This is a genomic window from Rhizobium mayense (assembly GCF_030272705.1).
GTDB lineage: Bacteria > Pseudomonadota > Alphaproteobacteria > Rhizobiales > Rhizobiaceae > Rhizobium > Rhizobium mayense.
This window is the reverse complement of sequence record NZ_JARFYM010000057.1, coordinates 1-19,441: the sequence shown is the minus strand read 5'-3', so window position 1 is coordinate 19,441 and position 19,441 is coordinate 1. Positions and strand designations below refer to the sequence as shown.

18 protein-coding genes and 1 pseudogene are annotated in these 19,441 nt (G+C 59.6%); 4 read left to right on the top strand and 15 right to left on the bottom strand.

All coding sequences use genetic code 11. The annotated features are described in order from the left end of the window. Positions 1–6 precede the first annotated feature (6 nt). From PY649_RS33065 to kdpF, 8 genes are all read right to left on the bottom strand, one after another. Positions 7–1,035, bottom strand: a complete 1,029-nt coding sequence (locus PY649_RS33065; RefSeq protein ID WP_285873193.1) for a sulfate ABC transporter substrate-binding protein — start codon at positions 1,033–1,035, stop codon at positions 7–9. Positions 1,036–1,192: 157 nt separating this feature from the next. Beyond that, complete coding sequence (locus PY649_RS33060) at positions 1,193–1,648, bottom strand: PTS sugar transporter subunit IIA (RefSeq protein ID WP_285873192.1); 456 nt, start codon at positions 1,646–1,648, stop codon at positions 1,193–1,195. Positions 1,649–1,746: 98 nt separating this feature from the next. Next, the gene (locus PY649_RS33055; protein ID WP_285873190.1) at positions 1,747–2,439 is read right to left on the bottom strand and encodes a response regulator transcription factor; all 693 of its coding nucleotides are present in this window, start codon (positions 2,437–2,439) and stop codon (positions 1,747–1,749) included. Then, on the bottom strand, positions 2,436–5,135 hold the full coding sequence (locus tag PY649_RS33050; protein WP_285873188.1) for a sensor histidine kinase: 2,700 nt from the start codon (positions 5,133–5,135) through the stop codon (positions 2,436–2,438). Before PY649_RS33050 ends, PY649_RS33055 begins: the two co-directional genes overlap by 4 nt. Positions 5,136–5,145: 10 nt before the next feature. Further along, positions 5,146–5,718 carry a potassium-transporting ATPase subunit KdpC gene (gene kdpC, locus PY649_RS33045; RefSeq protein WP_285873186.1) on the bottom strand — a complete coding sequence of 191 codons (573 nt, stop codon included), beginning with the start codon at positions 5,716–5,718 and terminating at the stop codon, positions 5,146–5,148. 12 nt (positions 5,719–5,730) lie between these two features. Continuing rightward, complete coding sequence (gene kdpB, locus PY649_RS33040; protein WP_285873184.1) at positions 5,731–7,821, bottom strand: potassium-transporting ATPase subunit KdpB; 2,091 nt, start codon at positions 7,819–7,821, stop codon at positions 5,731–5,733. Between the two features lie 221 nt (positions 7,822–8,042). After that, positions 8,043–9,746, bottom strand: a complete 1,704-nt coding sequence (gene kdpA, locus PY649_RS33035) for a potassium-transporting ATPase subunit KdpA (RefSeq protein WP_285873182.1) — start codon at positions 9,744–9,746, stop codon at positions 8,043–8,045. A gap of 33 nt (positions 9,747–9,779) precedes the next feature. Beyond that, positions 9,780–9,869: a K(+)-transporting ATPase subunit F gene (gene kdpF / locus PY649_RS33030; protein WP_034509905.1), complete on the bottom strand. Its 90-nt coding sequence runs from the start codon at positions 9,867–9,869 to the stop codon at positions 9,780–9,782. 536 nt (positions 9,870–10,405) lie between these two features. Here kdpF and PY649_RS33020 point away from each other — a divergent pair. Beyond that, positions 10,406–10,549: pseudogene (locus tag PY649_RS33020) on the top strand (NADP oxidoreductase); the annotation flags it as partial. A gap of 63 nt (positions 10,550–10,612) precedes the next feature. On the opposite strand, the gene PY649_RS33015 reads toward PY649_RS33020, so the two are convergent. From PY649_RS33015 to PY649_RS32990, 6 genes are all read right to left on the bottom strand, one after another. Continuing rightward, positions 10,613–11,488 (bottom strand): SDR family NAD(P)-dependent oxidoreductase, encoded by an 876-nt coding sequence (locus tag PY649_RS33015; RefSeq protein WP_285873176.1) that lies wholly within the window; start codon positions 11,486–11,488, stop codon positions 10,613–10,615. Beyond that, entirely contained in the window at positions 11,485–12,276 is a 792-nt protein-coding gene (locus PY649_RS33010) for a hypothetical protein (protein ID WP_285873174.1), read from the bottom strand. Before PY649_RS33010 ends, PY649_RS33015 begins: the two co-directional genes overlap by 4 nt. A gap of 10 nt (positions 12,277–12,286) precedes the next feature. After that, the gene (locus PY649_RS33005) at positions 12,287–12,880 is read right to left on the bottom strand and encodes a protein-S-isoprenylcysteine O-methyltransferase (RefSeq protein ID WP_285873239.1); all 594 of its coding nucleotides are present in this window, start codon (positions 12,878–12,880) and stop codon (positions 12,287–12,289) included. Positions 12,881–13,023: 143 nt separating this feature from the next. Beyond that, positions 13,024–13,602, bottom strand: coding sequence for a hypothetical protein (locus PY649_RS33000; RefSeq protein ID WP_285873237.1), 579 nt, complete (start codon positions 13,600–13,602; stop codon positions 13,024–13,026). Positions 13,603–13,747: 145 nt separating this feature from the next. After that, positions 13,748–13,867: an ABC transporter gene (locus tag PY649_RS32995; RefSeq protein ID WP_285873172.1), complete on the bottom strand. Its 120-nt coding sequence runs from the start codon at positions 13,865–13,867 to the stop codon at positions 13,748–13,750. Between the two features lie 181 nt (positions 13,868–14,048). After that, positions 14,049–14,645 (bottom strand): L,D-transpeptidase, encoded by a 597-nt coding sequence (locus tag PY649_RS32990; protein WP_285873170.1) that lies wholly within the window; start codon positions 14,643–14,645, stop codon positions 14,049–14,051. Positions 14,646–14,975: 330 nt separating this feature from the next. Here PY649_RS32990 and PY649_RS32985 point away from each other — a divergent pair, with 330 nt between their 5' ends. After that, the gene (locus tag PY649_RS32985) at positions 14,976–15,731 is read left to right on the top strand and encodes an SDR family NAD(P)-dependent oxidoreductase (RefSeq protein WP_285873169.1); all 756 of its coding nucleotides are present in this window, start codon (positions 14,976–14,978) and stop codon (positions 15,729–15,731) included. A gap of 165 nt (positions 15,732–15,896) precedes the next feature. On the opposite strand, the gene PY649_RS35270 is transcribed toward PY649_RS32985, so the two are convergent. After that, entirely contained in the window at positions 15,897–16,460 is a 564-nt protein-coding gene (locus PY649_RS35270) for a GNAT family N-acetyltransferase (protein ID WP_432761455.1), read from the bottom strand. 354 nt (positions 16,461–16,814) lie between these two features. Between PY649_RS35270 and PY649_RS32980 the strand changes: the two genes are divergently transcribed. Next, complete coding sequence (locus PY649_RS32980; protein WP_285873168.1) at positions 16,815–17,864, top strand: MBL fold metallo-hydrolase; 1,050 nt, start codon at positions 16,815–16,817, stop codon at positions 17,862–17,864. 139 nt (positions 17,865–18,003) lie between these two features. After that, positions 18,004–18,783, top strand: coding sequence for an SDR family oxidoreductase (locus tag PY649_RS32975; RefSeq protein WP_285873167.1), 780 nt, complete (start codon positions 18,004–18,006; stop codon positions 18,781–18,783). Positions 18,784–19,441 lie beyond the last annotated feature (658 nt).

The window sequence follows — 19,441 nt, the reverse complement described above, 5'->3', positions numbered from 1 at the left end:
TCAGAGTTATTGCCCCGGCTTGTACATCTGATCGAAGATGCCACCATCATCGAAGTACTTCGGCTGAGCTTGGGACCATCCGCCAAAATCGTCAATCGTTGCAAGCTTCAAACTCGGGAACCGGGCGATATCCTTGGGATCGGCCACCTCCGGCTTGATCGGCCGGTAGTAATGCTTGGCTGCGATCTTCTGACCTTCATCCGAATAGAGATAGTTTAGATAGGCTTCGGCGGCCTTGCGGGTACCCTTGGCGTCGGCATTGGCTTCGACGACGGCAACCGGCGGGTCGGCGCGGATCGAAACGGACGGCGTCACGATCTCGAACTTGTCGGGGCCGAGTTCTTCGAGTGAAAGATAGGCCTCGTTTTCCCAGGCGAGCAAGACGTCGCCGAGGCCGCGCTGGACAAAGGTCGTGGTCGCGCCGCGGGCACCGGTATCGAGCACCGGCACATGCTTCAGCAGCTGCGTCACATATTCCTGCGCCTTGGCGTCATCGCCGCCATTGGCCTGCTTGGCCCAGGCCCAGGCGGCCAAAATGTTCCAGCGCGCGCCGCCCGAGGTCTTCGGGTTCGGCGTGATCACTTGCACGTCGCCCTTGACCAGATCCGACCAATCCTTGATGCCCTTCGGATTGCCCTTGCGCACCAAGAAGACGATGGTCGAAGTGTAGGGAACGCTATTGTTTGGGAATTTGGTCTTCCAGTCAGCCGGAATCTTTTTCGTCGCCTTGGCGATGGCGTCGATGTCGCCTTCCAGCGCCAACGTGACGACATCCGCGTCAAGGCCGTCGATGACCGAGCGGGCTTGGGCGCCGGAGCCGCCATGAGAGGCCTTGATGTTGATGCTTTCGCCCGTATCCTTCTTCCACTTCGCGGCAAAGGCTTCGTTGAAATCCTTGTACAATTCGCGCGTCGGATCGTAGGAAACGTTGAGAAGCGTCTTATCCGCGGCCCATGTCGGCGCTGCCGCTGCGAGCGAAAAACTGCCGATGAGAACTGCGGCGGCGAGAAGCCGCGAAAGCCTTGTCGTCTGCATGGTGACCTCCTTCGTTGTCCCTAAACTCTATCAACATGGTCGTATAAAGTAACGAAGATTGTACCTGTCGGAGGCAATTACATAGAACGGCATCCCATAGAATCAAGGAAAGTGAAATCGCATTCTCGCACTTCGGCCGCGCGCAACCGATGCGGCATCAGCAGATCGAGTCGGCCATGAGAACAGAATAGAGTTCGTCGGCGCTCTTTGCCTGACGCATGGCGGTCAACACGCCTTCCATTCTAAGCCGCCTGGCAATGGCGGCAAGCACGTTCAGATATTCGCTACGGCCATTTTCGCCGAAGAGCAGGACAAAGGCCAGATCGGTCGGAATGTCGTCGATCGCTTCGAAATCAACGGGATGGCTGAAGCGGACCAAGAGCCCGCGCGGTCTCGTCATCCCGACAATTGCCGCGTGCGGAACGGCGATGCCGTTGCCGATCCCGGTCGTCCCAAGCTTTTCCCGGGCCTCCAACGCCCGCAGGACCGTGCCTTCGTCGAGGCCGAGGCAATGAGCTGCTTTCGACGACAGAAGCTGCAAGGCCCGCCACTTGGTCGGCGCAGAAAGACCGACGAAGACGTGCTCGGGCAGGATGATGGTGGAAAGGTCCATGGTCACTCTCACGCTCGGACATCGGCAGTTTTGGCATGGCTCTGCATCGCCGACCCCTCAATTAGGACGGCGGTCGGGCAAATCATCGGTTCACAGCCTCATTCCGGCTCACGCAGGCGATAGCCGACGCCAGTCTCGGTGGTGATGTATTGCGGTTGATCCGGAATCTGTTCGACCTTCTGCCGGAGTTGACGGACGTAGACGCGCAGATACTGCACATCCGCCGCCGGACCCCAGACCTGCTTCAACAGGAACTGATGCGTCAGCACCTTGCCGGCGTGCTGCGCCAGCACACGCAGGATGTCGTATTCCTTCGGTGAAAGCTTTACTTCCTTGCCATCGACCTTGACGATGCGCTTGACGAGATCGATCGACAGGCCGCCGGTTTGGAAGATCGCCTTTTCGCCTTGCTGTTGCAGACGGTGACGAAGCGCCACGCGGATGCGCGCCGCCAGCTCGTTCATACCGAAAGGCTTGGTAACGTAGTCGTCGGCGCCGGTTTCCAGCGCCTTGACGATGCCAGCCTCGTCGGTTCGGCTCGAAAGAATGACGACTGGCATTTGCAACCCATCTTCTCGCCATTCCTGCAGGAGGTCATGGCCCGGCTTGTCGGGCAGGCCGAGGTCGAGCACGACGAGATCGGGCTCGTCTTCCTGTACGGAAAGCCGCGCCGCCGCGGCGTTCTGGGCTTCGCTGACGGCGTAGCCTTGAGCACTCAAGCCGACGCGCAGCAATTTGCGGATCGGCGGCTCGTCATCGACAACGAGTATCTTGACGGCGGTCGTGGTCATTTCAATTCATCCAGCTTAGGTACATCTGTTGGTTTCGGCAGGCGGATAGTGAAGACCGCGCCTTGACGATCGGTCCGGTTGCCTGCGGTGATTGATCCGCCCATGGCCTCGATGAAACCACGGCTGATAGAAAGGCCGAGGCCGGTGCCGGCCCGCACCTGATCGCCCTTGCGGACGCGATAGAAGGTATCGAAGACGCGTTCGAGATCGGCGGGCGGAATGCCTGGGCCTTCATCCATGACGCGGAAAACGATGTTTTCGACATCGGCCCAGGCCTCAAGGCGAATGGTAGAGTCATCGGGCGCATATTTGGCGGCATTGTCGAGCAGATTGAACAGCACCTGCTCGAAGAGGACGGGATCGACCCGTACCATCGGCAGATCAACCGGAATCTGCACCTCGATATGATGCCGGGCGAGGATTTTTGCCCCGCGCCTAAGCGCGCTGCCGACGATATCGCCGGCATAATGCAGGGCATAATTCGGCTCCATCGCGCCGGACTCGATCTTGGTCATGTCGAGCAGATTGGCGATGAAGCGATTCAGCCGCTCGGATTCATCGACCACGGTCGACAGAAGATCGACGCGATCTTCATGCGGCAAGGTTTCCAGATAATCGCGCAACGTGCCGGCAGCACCGAGTATGGCCGCGAGCGGCGTCTTCAGATCGTGCGAAATCGACGTCAGCAAGGCGGAGCGCAGCCGGTCGGCTTCGGCGGCCAACTTGGCACGGTCGACGTCGGCAACCAACAGAACGCGCTCGATGGCGAGTGCCGCCTGATCAGCCAGCGCATCGAGAAGGCGCTGCTGTTCCGGCGTCAATAGCGGGCCGTCGCGACGGTCGCTATCGAGACCTATGACGCCGACGGCCGTGCGGCCAGTGCGCAGCGGCACATAAAGACGCTTGGCTCCCGGCAGCGTATCCGCCCCTCGGCCAGCCGCATGATTATGCTCCCAAGCCCAGCGCGCGGCGGCAATATCGGCATCGTCGAGCGTGTCGTCGGGCGGGTAGCCGGCCTTCACGGCAATCGTGCCCTCCTCTGGCAGCAGCAGCACGACGCGCACCTTCAACATCGACGCGATCTGGAAAGCGGTCGCCCAGAGTACGTCGTCGAGCGTTCCAGTGCCGGCAAGCTTCTTCGAGAAAAGATAGAGATCCTCTGTCGTCCGCGCTCGCTGGCGTGCTGCGGCGGCCTGCCGTTGCACGGTCGCCGTCAGGTTGCTGGCAATGATGGCGACGCCGAGAAAGAAGAAGAAGGCGAGTACGCTTTCCGGATCGCTGATCGTCAGCGTATAGCGGGGCGGCAGGAAGAAGAAGTTGAAGGCAAGCGCACTGAGAAGGCAGGAATAGAGCGCCGGCCGCAAGCCTTGCGTAACGGCCGAAGCCAGTACGGCCATCAAGAACACCAGCGCCAGATTGCGAACATCCAGCACCTGGTCGAGGATGACGCAGAAACCAAGGGCGACCGCGACGTAGAGCGTCGCCAGGATATAACCACGCAATTGAAACGGGGAGGGCGAGGGCGCCGCTTTGACGCCACGGCTCGCCCCCGAGCCCTCCGTGTCATTGCCGGAAATGACATGGACGCTGATGTCGCCGGCCTTGCGGATCAATTCGTAGGAGACCGAGCGTTTAGACCAGTCTCGCCATGTGCCGATCTTCGGCGAGCCAATGACGATGTGAGTGACATTGTTGCTGGCCGAATGACGAAGCAGCTCTTCGGCGACTTCGCGGCCGGGAATAGTAATGGCTTCGCCGCCGAGTTGTTCGGCAAGTCGCAGCGTCGCCGCAATGGTATCGCGCTGCGCCTCGGTCAGATTGATGGACCGGTTGGTTTCGACATAAACAGCCGCCCAAGGCGCGCGTAGACGCGAGGCCATTCGGGCGGCGTAACGCACTAGCAAAGCCGAGCGCGGATGATGATCGATGGAAACCAGCACGCGCTCGCCGGCAGCCCAGGGACCGGGGATCGCATGCGCCTGCATGTGAGTCAGAAGCTGGTCGTCGACCCGCTGCGCCGTGCGCCTCAGTGCCAGCTCGCGAAGCGCCGTCAGATTGCCCGGCGTGAAATAATTGGTCAGCGCGCGTTCGGCCGTCCTCGACACGTAGACCTTGCCGTCATGCAGGCGCTTGATCAGGTCATCAGGCGTCAGATCGATAATCTCGACATCATCGGCCAGGTCGATGATCGAATCCGGTACGGTTTCGCGCACACGCACGCGGGTGATCTGCGAGACGACGTCGTTCAGGCTTTCGACATGCTGGATGTTCAGCGTCGTATAGACGTCGATGCCGCGATCGAGCAGCTCCATGACGTCCAGATAGCGCTTCGGATGGCGGCTGCCCTGTGCATTGGTATGGGCAAGCTCATCGACCAGCACCAAGCCCGGCCGGCGCTTCAGGATAGCGTCGAGGTCCATCTCGTCCAGCGCGCGACCCTTATAGTCGACTTGGACGCGCGGAATGATCTCGAAGCCTTCAAGCAAAGCCTCTGTCTCCCGCCGGCCATGGGTCTCGACCACGCCGACGACGACATCCACACCATCGGCAATTTTGGCCTTGCCGGAGATCAGCATTTCGTAGGTCTTGCCGACACCGGGAGCAGCGCCTAGAAAAATCTTCAGGCGGCCGCGCGTTTCCTGCCGGGCCTTTTCCAGAAGCCCCCCCCCCCCCCCCCCCCCCCCCCCCCCCCCCAACTCTCTGGTCTTACTGAGTCATAGAAGCATCCAACGCCTGGTTCAATGCCAGGACGTTGACGACGGGTTCGCCGAGCACGCCGAGTTCACGAGGCTCGACGGCGGCATCGACGATCGCGCGGACCTTGGCTTCATCCAAGCCGCGCGCCTTGGCCACACGCGGTATCTGGAAGTAAGCATCGTCAGGCGAGATATCCGGATCGAGACCGCTGCCCGACGTGGTAACAAGGTCGATCGGGACCGGCATATTTGGGTTCTGTGCCTGCAGCGTTGCGGCGTCACCCTTGATACGGTCGAGCAACTTCTGGCTGGTCGGACCAAGGTTGGAACCGCTGGAGGCGGAGGCATCGTAGCCGTTGGTGCCGGCGGCCGACGGGCGGCCGTGGAAATAGCGGTCACTGGTGAAGTTTTGCCCGATGAGCGTCGAGCCGATCACCTTGCCGTCCTTCTCCACCAGGCTGCCGTTTGCCTGGCGAGGGAAGAGAGCCTGGGCAGCGCCCGTCATGGCGATCGGGTAGAGAAGGCCGGTGACGGCGGTGGTGACGACGATCATGACGATGGCCGGTCTGATTTGTTTCAACATAGTAGGAACTCCTTAGGCGAGGCCGATGGCGGTAATCGCCATGTCGATGACCTTGATGCCGATGAAGGGCACGATGATGCCGCCGACCCCGTAGATCAAAAGGTTGCGGCTGAGCAGGGCGCCAGCACCGATCGGACGGTAGCGAACGCCCTTTAGCGACAGCGGGATCAGGGCAATGATGATCAGGGCGTTGAAGATGATCGCCGAGAGGATAGCGCTTTGCGGCGTTGCCAGCCCCATGACGTTCAGCATCTTCAGTTGCGGATAGAAGGCGATGAACATCGCCGGGATGATGGCGAAATACTTGGCGATGTCGTTGGCGATCGAGAAGGTGGTCAGCGCGCCGCGGGTCATCAGCAACTGCTTGCCGATCTCCACGATTTCGATGAGCTTCGTCGGGTCGCTGTCGAGGTCGACCATGTTGCCGGCCTCGCGTGCGGCGACCGTGCCGGTGTTCATGGCGACACCGACGTCGGCCTGCGCGAGCGCGGGGGCGTCATTGGTGCCGTCGCCGCACATGGCGACAAGCTTGCCCTTCGACTGCTCTTCGCGCATCAGCGCCAGCTTCATTTCTGGCGTTGCCTGAGCGAGGAAGTCATCCACGCCGGCTTCCGCGGCGATGGCAGCGGCCGTCAGCGGGTTGTCGCCGGTGATCATCACGGTGCGGATGCCCATGCGGCGCAGTTCGGCGAAGCGCTCGCGGATGCCGCCCTTGACGATATCCTTAAGTTGGATGACGCCGAGCAGACGACCGTCGCGGGCAACAGCAAGCGGCGTGCCGCCGGCCTTGGAGATTTCATCCGATATCGTCTGCAGGTCGCGGATCGTCTCGCTGTTGGTCCGCGCCATTACGGTCGCACCGGCGCCGGAGGCCGCAGCAGCGCTGCCGTTGACATAGGCAAGAACCGCGTCCACCGCACCCTTGCGGATCGAGGAGCCTTCAAGATCGACGCCGCTCATGCGGGTCTGGGCGGTGAAGGGCACGAAGTTGGCCTTCAGGCTGGTCATATCGCGGCCGCGGATCGCGTATTTTTCCTTGGCAAGCACCACGATCGAACGTCCCTCGGGCGTCTCGTCGGCGAGCGAAGCGAGCTGTGCAGCGTCGGCCAGATCCTGTTCCGTCACGCCCTTGACAGGGCGGAAGGAGGTGGCCTGACGGTTGCCCAGGGTAATCGTGCCGGTCTTGTCGAGCAGCAGCGTATCGACGTCGCCGGCAGCTTCAACGGCGCGGCCGGACATGGCGAGCACGTTGAAGCGCACCAGACGGTCCATGCCGGCAATGCCGATAGCCGAGAGCAGCGCGCCGATCGTGGTCGGGATCAGCGTGACGAACAGGGCAACGAGAACGACGGTGGGGATCGAGCCGCCGGCATATGCCGCAAAGCTCGGGATCGTCACCGTGGCCAGCACGAAGATGAGCGTCATGCCGGCGAGCAGGATGTTGAGGGCGATCTCGTTCGGCGTCTTCTGACGTTCGGCACCTTCGACAAGCGCGATCATGCGGTCGATGAAGGTCGAGCCGGCAGCCGCCGTGATGCGGACACGGATCTCGTCGGACAGTACCTGCGTGCCGCCGGTGACGGCCGAACGGTCGCCGCCGGATTCGCGGATGACCGGAGCGGATTCACCGGTGATGGCCGCTTCGTTGACCGAGGCGACGCCTTCGATGACTTCGCCGTCGGAGGGGATGATGTCGCCGGCTTCGACCAGCACGACATCGCCGACCTTCAGGCTGGTGCCCGGCACCATCTTGTAGTCGGTGCGGCTGGTGCCAGTCAAAAGCTTTGCCTGGGTTTCGGTGCGCGTTTTGCGCAGCGATTCGGCCTGCGCCTTGCCGCGGCCTTCGGCGACGGCTTCGGCGAAATTGGCAAATAGCACGGTGAACCAGAGCCAGATGTTGATCTGGAGGGAGAAACCGAGATTGCCACCGCCAGTCAAAAGGTCGCGCAGGAAGAGGACGGTGGTCAGCGCCGAGACGACGGCAACCACGAACATGACGGGGTTCTTGGCAAGGGTCCGCGGGTTCAGCTTCTTGAAAGCGGCGCCCACGGCCGGAACGAGGATGCGAGAATCCAAAATACTCGCGGATTTTAACTGGCTCATAAGAGACTCCAGCGTGAAGAGGGAAACGGCGGATCGGGATTGCCCGATCAGCCCAGTAAAAATCTGAGAACGACAAGGCCCAGGAACAGTCCGACCATCGCAACCAGGATGACATCCGAAGCGCAGGCCATCCGGACCGGGCCACGCCCCCTGTCAAAGGGGCGTGGATCGATGAATTTTCGAAGCCTGACGAGTATGGGCTGCGACATCACAGTCATTCCTTAGAAGGTCTGGCCGGCAATCATCGACAGATGTTCGACGATCGGGCCAAGGGCGAGCGCCGGGAAGAACGTCAACCCACCGACGATCAGGATCGTGCCGACCAGCAGGCCGACGAACAGCGCACCATCCGTCGGGAAGGTACCGGCCGAGGCTGGAACGGTCTTCTTGGAGATCAGCGAGCCGGCAATGGCGAGCGCCGGAACGATGACCAGGAAGCGGCCGATCAGCATGACGATGCCGAGGGTGATGTTGTACCAGGACGTATTGCCGGAGAGACCGCCGAACGCCGAGCCGTTGTTCGCAGCCGCTGAGCTATAGGCATAGAGGATCTCCGAGAAGCCGTGCGGACCGGAGTTGCCGATGGACGCAACGGCCGCAGGCAATACGGAGGCAATCGCGGTGAAGATCAGCATGCCAGCAGGAAGGCAAAGTACGGCGAGCATCGCCATCTTCACTTCCTTGGCCTCAATTTTCTTGCCGAGATATTCCGGCGTACGCCCAACCATCAGGCCGGCGACGAAGATCGCGATGATGACGAACATCAGGATGCCGTAGAAACCGGCGCCGACGCCGCCAACGATGACTTCACCAAGCTGCAGGTTGATCAGGGGGATCATACCGCCGATTGCCGTGAAGCTGTCATGCATGGCATTGACCGCGCCGCAGGACGCCGCGGTGGTGATGACTGCGAAGAGCGACGACAGCGTGATGCCGAAGCGGACTTCCTTGCCTTCCATGTTGCCACCCTGGATGCCGAGCGCATGCACCAGCGGGTTGCCGGCAGCTTCAGCCCAATAGGTGATGATGACGCCGGCGATGAACAGCACGCCCATCGCTCCGAGGATGGCCCAACCCTGCCGCTGATTACCGACCATGCGTCCGAAGACGTTGGTGAGCGCTGCGCCGATCGCGAAGATCGCCAGCATCTGGATGAGGTTGGAGATCGCATCAGGATTTTCGAAGGGGTGAGCGGAGTTGGCGTTGAAGAAGCCACCCCCATTGGTGCCGAGCATCTTGATGGCAAGCTGAGATGCGACCGGACCGACGGCGATCGTCTGCTGAGCACCTTCGAGCGTCGTGGCGCTGACATAGGGCCCGAGTGTCTGAGGTACGCCGAGATAAACGAAGGCCATCGTCATGACGATGCAGGCGGGGAGCAGGACATAGAGCGTTGCACGGGTCATATCGACCCAGAAATTGCCGATCGCCTTACCCGAGGCGCGCGCAAATGCGCGGATCAGCGCAATGGCGATCGCTATGCCCGTCGCGGCGGAAACGAAATTCTGCACCGTCAGGCCAGCCATCTGCACGAGGTAGGACATCGTGCCTTCGCCGCCGTAGTTCTGCCAATTGGTGTTGGTGACGAAGCTGGTTGCGGTGTTGAAAGACAGTTCCGGCCCGACCGCAGTCATACCGGCCGGATTGTAAGGCAGGCTCGCCTGGAACCGCTGCAGCAGATAAAGCACGATGAAGCCGGCGAGGCTGAACAGCAGCATGGATATCGAATAGGTCGTCCAGTGCTGCTCCTCACGTTCATCCGTTCCCGCAATGCGATAAAGCCCTCGTTCCAAAGGACCGAGGACGTAAGAGAGGATTGTGCGCTCGCCAGTGAAGACACGCGTCATGTAACCGCCGAGCGGCTTGACGAGCAGAAGGAGGATTCCAATATAAATCAGAATCTGAAGCCATCCATTGAAGGTCATGGTGGTAACTTTCCCTAACCCGGCGCTATGGAACTAAAAGCGCTCAGGGCGAATGAGAGCGTAAATCAGGTAAGCGGTGAGAAAGAGCGTCACGCCGCCACCGAGAATGTAATCTAGGAGCATTGGTGTCTCTCCGACTAAAGGCTGTCGCAGGCTTTGGTGTAAGCGATGCACAGGATGAAAAATATAACACCGATCCCGATAAGAAGAATGTCCATCATCGATCGTGAATCCTTGATTTGTTCTTGTTGAACGCCGAAATAGACTGAAGGCACCCTCAAAGAAGGCGCCTTTCGTTTCTTCCCGGCGGGGAGATTATCTTACCGATATCTCTTGCATTAATATGCGGCCGAACAGCATTAAGGTTCGAGACGGCGGGATGGGGAAAGATATAAAAATCTTATAAATGCCGGCCTGTGCGGCTGGAGCGAAACTAGTAGGACGCAGGGCCGAGGCTGCCGGCGAAGCGCTCCGCCATCTTGGTTTTTCGAGAATTTTCTCTAATAAAATCAACGAAAGCACGTGTCTTGGCAGGCAGAAGCGTGCGATTGGCATAATAAAGCGAAATCGGGCCGGCATCTGCATACCAATGGGGTAGGAGGCGGACGAGCGCGCCATTTTCCATATAGGGAAGGGCATCCGGCACGGCGATGACATGTGCCAGCGCCAAGGCCGAAGTCGGTGCGCTGATCGACAAACTCGACTTCTTCGGCATCGACCTCGGCCCGCTCAGCATAGGTGGCAAGCTGACACAATTTACCGGCGGGCCGTTGCCGGGTTTGAATTTGGCGAAATTCGGCTAGCCGAGATAAAGGCATGTACGAAGGCCGCGATGCACTGACGGCCTTTACCCGTCGCACCGAACGTCAACGACTTCCGACGGTTTGGCGGCGGCCGGCGCCGCAGCATTCATTGAACTTCTTGCCCGATCCGCAGGGACATGGATCGCCGCTGCGACGTTGCAATCGACCGACCACTGGCAGCAGAACCGCCGAAGGCAACAATCTTGTCGTAAAGGCGACCAGCTTGGCCGAGATGCCCGGCACGACGAGACGACGTCCGGATTTGAACCCGCGCCAGGCGCGTTCGGCCACGTACGCCGAATCCAGCTTGGGCAGGATCTTGAATAACGTCGCCCGGCCAGCGCCGGATCTTTCGAGGAATTCCGTGGACACCGGCCCTGGTGCGACACATGTGACGGTCACGCCGGTGGCGCGAAGCTCCTGATGAAGCGCTTCCGAAAAGGAACGCACGAAGCTCTTACTGGCGTAATACAAGGCCATATTTGGCCCCGGAAGGAAGCCGGCTATGGAACCGAGATTGACCACGCCCCCGCGCCGCCGCGCTGCCATTTCTGGCAAAAAGTGAAGGGTCAGATCGGTGAGGGCGCGTATGTTGAGATCAACGAGCCCAAGCTGATCCTCGACAGGAAGGATCGTCGCCGCGCCACGCAAACCATATCCGGCACTGTTGATAAGGACATCACAGGCCAAACCGTTTGCGGACAAGAAATCACGCAGACGCGCTGATGCGTCAGACGCAACGATATCCAATTCCAGTGTATAGGCCTCGCCACCGGCCTCACGCACATCAGCCGCGGCAGCCGCAAGACCTTCCGATGACCGCGCAACTAGCACGACAACAGTCTTATCGCGGGCAACGACTTTGGCCATTGCCCTACCGATACCACGCGACGCACCGACGACCACGACTGCGAAGCGAGCCTCTTCTTGAAGGCTCATGTGGCGGTTCCTGTGGCGGCCGTGTCGGTCACGACTTCGCTATGCGCAAGCTCTTTCACTTCACGGGCGATGTCGTCGTTCAATATCTTTTCGAACCGCTCCAGGGCTCGCGCCACATTGGCGCCGTCCATCACTCGGTGATCGTAGTGGATGCGGACGGTTACCGTGCCACTCTTGCTGATCGGGCCGTAGTTCAGCAGCGTCGTCAACGGCGTCAGCGGATTGAGGGACTCTGCGCCGAGGCCTGAATAGACCGACAATTGAAACGTGCCAAAAAAGCGCGGCCGTTGCCTGCCGAGGTTCAATCCAAGCCACATCATCAGCCATCTAAGGGGCGCCGGCAGACGAGCAAACTTCAGCATCCGCCGGAATTCTTTTATCTCAAGAACCGGACGTGAACGAGCGGCGGTCGTCAGCGCCTCGAGCTCGGCGATGGACCTCTTCTCGGGGCGCTTTATGAGGCTGAGCAACACGACCCGTTCACCGTCATGTTCGCGCTCATGGGCAATTGAGGCCACGCTTTCCGGGTATTCATAAAGCTGTGCCCAAGGCAACTTGACATAGGCGCGCCGCAATTCCGGAATCTCGCTCGCGAGAATCGCGTATCCCTTCAGGAAAAGCATGGTCCAGGATGGCCTCATCGGCTGCGTCTGCATTGTTCTGGCCGCGAGCAGCGGACCAAGATTCATCTGCCGCTGCACCGCAACCCGCGGCACTCCGATCGAGAATCTCATCAAATCACAGACGAGACGTCGCGACGCTGATAGCCTGATAGTTCGCCCTCGCATGATGCCACCTCTAATAGAGATAAGGGATGATTCGCTTCGTGCGATCCATATAGGCGCGGTATTCGGGGCCGAAATATTGCAGCATCATACGCTCTTCTCTGTCTACGCGCAGGAAATAAAGGATTGCAAAGCCCAACAAGCCCGCCAGCCCCACCACCCAGTTCGACAGCAAAAAGGCTTGTCCAAGCCCCATGAGCAGGAACGAGGTGTACATTGGGTGGCGGATGAGGGCGTATGGGCCGCTGCAAACCAGCTGGTGCTTTTCGCGAATCTCCAGCGTTATCGACCAGTTCTTGCCGAGCTCCTTATGGGTCCTGCGGAAAATCCACATCGCTGCGACATATAAGATCGTCCCAACGCCGACGGCCCATGCATGGGCGGGATAATCAGCCATCCGCGGAATGCCCGTTGCGACGTAGATTCCGGGCACAACCGCGAGGCCCAGAAGAGCGGCCGCAAGCCCGATAGTCTCGATCTTTGAGCGCTGATCTTGGACGACCCGCAAGCGCTTGGCGCGACGCGCGAACGGATATCGAATGACGTACCAGGCGACGACCCCAAGCACCCAGATGATTTGGCCGGCCCCAGCTGCCGATACGGTCAAGTTGCTCACCAAAGCCTTTCTGCTATCCGCGATCGTCGACGCACCCCGGCGATACGACGACGCTCGCTCCCCAATTTCATCGACAATTTAGCGGAAGAATCAAATAGTACCAGAGCGGTTCGCCGACTCCCTGAGATAATGCATCAAGCCGTATTTATCTCTCGGAGTTCAGTAATGAACTGTTGCGGCCTGAGCCAGATACCAGGGACCTTATATCCCATGTGTCGTGCGATGTTCCCCACCCAGGCATTGCAATTGTCGACCGTTGCTTGCCACAGATGGGAAGTGGCTTGCTGCTGGCGTATGAAGGCAACAACGTCCGCATAGTCGGCATCGCTAAGCATGACCCGCCAACTGGCCGACCTGTACTGTTCTTCCAGGTCACCATCGGTCGCTCCGGTCGTGGCCGGCACTGGCACGAAATGGCCCAAGACGTAAGGCCCAGGATCCGGCGAGGCCGGCGCAAGGCCCGCGACTTCAGGATCGATCATCTTTCCATTCTGGTCGACACGTCCAAAAACCACGTAGGTGTGGCCGTAGGTCAGCGCATAGCGCGAACGAAACTCGATAAAGTGCCCGGATTTGTTTTGAGCGGAGGTTGTTGCCGGGCCATGGCGGTTGGAAGTGAACCGGGGCTGCGGACTTTTGTCTTCGGTCTGACACGATGCTGTCGCCAACGCCAATAGGATTGCAAGCGAAAGGCCACCCATTCCACGCATCATCGGCATGCTCCATTAACCAGCCAGAACAAGCACCGGGCTCGAAGTAAGCGATCGACTCTTCGCCATTGTGATTGTAGGCGGGATCATTTGGCGGGATTATGGAGGGGAGGTCTGATGCGACCCCCCCTCGCATAGAATGCTAAGCTTACTTGTAGACTGCTGCTGCGGGCGGCGGTGCCTTACCCTTTCCTTTGCCAATCGAGGCGCAAGCGCTGAGATTGGCAACTGCCAAGCAAGAGATGAGTACGATTAGAATTTTGCTCATCAAAGAAGTCCTCTCTCCTTAGGATTGCATTACTTATCGCAGGCAACGAATCAAATAGTAGTCGCAACTAACATATTAGCCTAGTGCAGAAAAAACACACTCTGACGGATTATCTGCGCATTTTCGAACGTGCATAAGTTGCCCATGATCAAACTATCGGGTCTGATGAGCGAACACCCGATCAGATGACCACGACCCGCGTCCCAACCGGGGCACGGCTATAGAGCTCGACAATATTTGAGTTCGTCAGACGGATGCATCCGTTCGACACCGCATGACCTATCGACCAGGGAGCGTTGGTTCCATGCAACCGGAACATGGTGTCATGTCCGTCCTGGTAGAGGTAAAGGGCTGCCGCGCCCAGTGGATTGAGCGGTCCGCCCGGCACACCGTCCGCGTACTGCATTAGACGAGGCTTACGTTGCATCATGTCATCGGTGGGTTTCCACGATGGCCATTCCGCCTTGCGTCCGACGGTAGCTTCCCCTTTGAAGCTCAGCCCCTCTTCGCCAACGGCGACGCCATAGCGAGTTGCCCGGCCACCTTGCTCGACGAAGTAGAGATAGCGCTCCGATGTATTGACGACGATCGTTCCCGGCGGCTCGCCTCCGTCATAGGCCACCTCCTGCCGCCGAAGGCTCGAATCGTTATCCGGATCCCTCCCGAAGACGTTGTACCCAAGCGGCGGCCCATCCTCCGAGCCCGAAACGCATCCAGAAATCATTAAACTCAAACTACCGAGCACTAGCCCCCGGCGCGTAACGCGGCTTTTGTCCATTTCCACCTGCCCAGTAACAGATCAGCCCTGCGGTCGTCTTTAGCATCGCCGCGCTGCCAAAGCTATCACACATTAGCTGATTCTGATCGAGAGCTGATTCTGATTGAGTTTGAGAAACATGGCAGACCGAAAACAGTATCTGCTATGATGGCGAATGGGGTGGCCTAGGCCTCATACGCGGCTCCGCCGCGCGGCCGGGGGGGGAGGTTAGGAGGTTGGAAACGGCTCCGGGCAGCGGCAAGCGTCCAGTTGTGTATCGCGGATGAAACTACTTGCATCAGCTATCGGCCTCTGCTCGATTAGCACGAACTGAAAAAGGGGGGGGAGACTATGAAGCTTGGCCTCGACGGAAAAGTCGCGGTTGTGACAGGAGGGGGCTCTGGGATCGGAGCCGCTATTTCCCTTCAACTCGCCACCGAGGGCGCTACCGTTATTGTTGCCGATCTTGACGCGGAGGGGGCGCGTCACGTTGCCGGCGAGATCAGCGAGCAGGGAGGCAAGGCTTGCGCCTTTGTAGTCGACGTTTCCGATCCGGAAGCCGTAAAGAGCTTGGTCGATTTCGCAGTCCAAACCTATGGCGGCCTGCATTTAGCGGTGAATAACGCGGGGCAACACGGTGTGCGAAAGGCAACCGCGGACTACCCGCTCGACCAGTGGCGGAAGGTGATGAGCGTCAATCTGGACGGCGCCTATTACTGCATGAAATATGAGATCGCCGCCATGCTGCAGAGCGGCGGCGGCGCCATCGTCAACATATCGTCCATTCTCGGTTCGGTTGGGCTGCCATTCGCATCGGCGTACACGGCAGCCAAGCATGGCGTTATCGGACTGACAAAGGCAGCCGCAATCGAATATGCGAGAATGGGCATCCGTATCAATGCCGTCGGTCCCGGTTGGATTCAAACGCCGCTTTTGTCGGAGCATTTGGAAGCAACAAGCAGCCGACGAATGGAAGCACTCCAGCCCATGGGCAGACGCGGAAACCCTGAGGAAGTGGCGGCTCTCGTATGTTTCCTTCTGTCGGAACAGGCAAGCTTCATCACCGGGAGCTGCCATCTGGTGGACGGAGCTTATACTGCCCATTGAACTACGCATCGATTCCGCCGGAGATTTCCGAAAAGCTCAAGTTCCAACGACTGCGGTTTCGGTAACGAAGCTGCGTGAGTGAGCCATAAGCCTTTAAGATGGACTATCGGGATGCTGTGTTTCAGAATGTGGCCTTGCGCCCCCGATTTAGGCCGGTTTGTTGCTCTAATAAGCCGTGTAAATCGCAACAGGCGCGTCGTGTTGCGAAGCCCTATGCGATCTTGTGTTGCGTCTGGTACGAAGCCGCAATCGCATTAATATTCCATCATGGAATACGTCGCCGACTTTGAGAGCCTCGGCTTCTGGAGCCCAACGTTTAAAACCAGTCGATTCAACTGAATGACGGGAACCTTGTGTGCTTCCACGCGGAGCCGAAGCAATTGATGGTCCGCCTTCCGCCAATGCCGCATTGAGTAGCAGCCGAGCCAAGCCTTTTCCACACACAGTCGGACTCATGTACATTGCCCAGATAGACTCAATGCGTTGCGTCTTCTGGCCATTGGAACGGGAGATACCAATGGTTCCAAGGATCGGTTCTCCTTCGGATATAGCGCCAATGACGTGCCCGTTCTCAGGCCTTTCAGCAAAACGAGATACGGGCTGAACCCGCTCTTCCTCCCATGAGGCTCCGAACGCCTCAGGATGCTCGCGAAGAGCGTGGAGGCGGATTTCTCTAAAGGCCGAAACATCAGCGCTACGAAGTCCGCGCAGGGCTAACGAAAAGAACAAACCGGCGTTCTTCGCCAAGGCGCTCTACAGGAATCGCGCCCGGATTGAGCAGGCGGCCGGCAAGCGCGAACGCTTCAAACGCATCGCCCTGCGCTGCGAGGAGACCATGCGAAGCTTCGCTTCACTCGTCGCTTTCACCGCCTCCATGATCTTGGTCAAATCCGTCCGCACGGCCTAGGGCAGCTATATTTTAGTTCTATATCCTTACTATCTGGCAAATTCATATGGTCCACACGCCGCGCATTTAGTGCGAGGGCAGTCGAGAAACTCCATCGACCTTGAGTACTTAACCCCCACAACCAGGAGAATTCCAATGCTGCAGAATGTATCACGTCGTTTTATTGAGGCGCTCTCATGAAGTCCTCGATTTCAACCGTGCTGGCGATCGTGCTTGGTCTTGGGCTGGCGTCCGGGAGTAGCGCGTGGGCGCAACCAGCGGCAGCGCCCGGAGAAGCGGGTGCAGCCTACCAGGACATGCCAAAGATCGCCCCGATCGGCGTCCGTGAGGACCGGTATCTGCCGCTCCCGAACTCCACTGCCGTGCCGCCGGTGGATCCCGCCAAAGGGTACCGCCTTCAGCAGCTAGGAGATGGTCTCTACATGGTGACCGACAATGCATACCAGTCGATGTTCATGGTCTACGACAAAGGTGTCGTGGTGATGGATGCGCCGCCCAGCTATTCAGCACATCTGAAGCAGGCGATCGGTGAGGTGACGGATCGGCCGATCACCCATTTGATCTACAGCCACGCCCATATCGACCATATCGGCGGCGCGGCAGATCTGGGGGGGCACCCCATCATCATCGCCCAGGAGGAAACAAAACGTTTGCTCGAACGATCAAACGATCCGAAGCGGCCGATCCCCACGGTCACGTTCAAGGACCAATACACGCTGAAGGTCGGCAGCCAGGTCCTGGAGCTCAGCTATCACGGCAACGCCCACGAGCCCGGCAACATCTTCATCTGGGCGCCGGCACAGAAGGTGCTGATGGTGGTCGATATCGTCTTCCCGGGTTGGATGGCGTGGTCGGGCTTCGCCGACGCGCAGGATATCCCTGGCTATTTCAATCAGGTCGCCGAGATCGACAAAATTCCGTTCGAGACTTTGGTCCCTGGGCATGTGGATCGCGTCGGGACCCACGCGGACGTGCGCGAACAGCTTGAATTCATGAATGACGTCAAGTCGGCAACCAGGACGGCGCTCCAGACCACCCCCCCGTACGTCGGGATGGCTGGTGCGGACAAGGCCAACCCCTGGGCCGTGGCCGACAACTACATCGACCGCGTGGTGGTCAAGTGCGTCAACGCGGTGACGCCCAAATGGCAGTCGCGCCTGGCGGCGTACGACACCTTCATTTGGTCTCAGTGCTTCGCCATGCAGCAGAGCCTTCGGATCGACTGAACGCTCGTTTCAAGTGCGCGTTCGACACCGTGGCTCGAGCGCCGGAAGATCGTTGAACCGGTGCGCGCCCCGCGCGCCGGTGTTGAGTTAGAGCACCGTTGTGCGGCCCACTGACTGGGCATTGGAAAAGGAGAATGACATGGATATCGGGCTGAAGGGGCGGCAGGCGGTGGTCTGCGCGTCGAGCCAGGGGCTCGGGCGGGCCTGTGCGTTGGAACTGGCGCGGGCCGGCTGCAGTGTGGTCGTTAACGGCCGCGACCAGGCGACGTTGGAGCGGACCGCCGACGAGATCCGGACCGAGACCGGGGCCGAGGTGTTCGCCGTCGCCGGCGACATCATCACTCGCGCTTGCCAGGACGCGTTGATGCAGGCCGTGCCGCAGGTCGACATTCTGGTCAACAACAATGGCGGCCCGCCGCTCCGCGACTTCCGCGAGATCGATCGCGAGGCACTACTGGCCGGCGTGGTCGGCAACATGGCGGCGCCGATCGAGTTGGTGCAGAGGGTGATCGACGGCATGGTCGAGCGGCGCTTCGGCCGCATCATCAACATCACTTCGGCCACGGTGAAGATGCCGATAGCAAGGCTCGACCTGTCTAGTGGCGCACGGGCCGGGCTGACCGGCTTCCTTGCCGGCGTGGCGCGGTCGGTGGCGCATGCCAACGTCACCATCAACTTCCTGCTGCCTGGGGCGTTCGAAACCCATCGGCGCCGCACGAACGAGAAGGCAGCAGCCGAACGGCGCGGTGTTCCGATCGAGACCGTACGGCAGGAGACCCAGGCCGCCATCCCCGCCAAGCGCTACGGCGACCCTTCCGAATTCGGTGCCGCCTGCGCCTTTCTGTGCTCGACCCAGGCCGGCTACATCACCGGGCAGAGCCTCCTGATCGATGGCGGCGCCTACCACGGAGTTTTGTAGAGTCATATAGAGCGCCGCATCGTCTGGTGCCGGTGTCGCGGTTCCTTGCATCAGGTGGAGCGAGATGGCGGGGCTTGGCAGCAAGCAAGAGCCACGCCTGGCCATCTCGCTCGGGCGCATCGTCGGTCCGGTGGTGCTGCTGGCGACCGTGTCTGCTTCGCCCTAATTTAGGAGTGGGATCAGGTGTGGGCGCCAATTCAATCAACACCCGGAGGCGCCGCTTCAATATTTGCGGCATGTAAGCGTTCACCGGACCAGTCGGGTTGATTGGCAACGCCCTTCGCGAACCCAGTCGCGCGCGGGCTACGACAGTGAAATGCCAGATGGTGCAATGTTTGCCAGAGAGTGTCGGCGGTATCGATGACGAACTGAGATTGACTGGAATGGGGACCCGCGATCAGAGACGAAGCGAACCTTCCATACTCATCTCTAATAGCAACACCCAAAGCCGCTCTTTGTCTATATAATCCGCAACTGCACAAACGGCGTTTTATATCTAAAAAGCAGCACTTCCGAAATGACCCACGTGTTCCATAAGATACGTTATGAACTTTTGGGCTGTAGCGGCTATTTAGTAATGCGACAGTTGGGCCAGTTAGAGATGCGACGGTCTCGCCTCTCGACGCACTGGTCAAAGCCAACGTTGGGAGCAAGGATG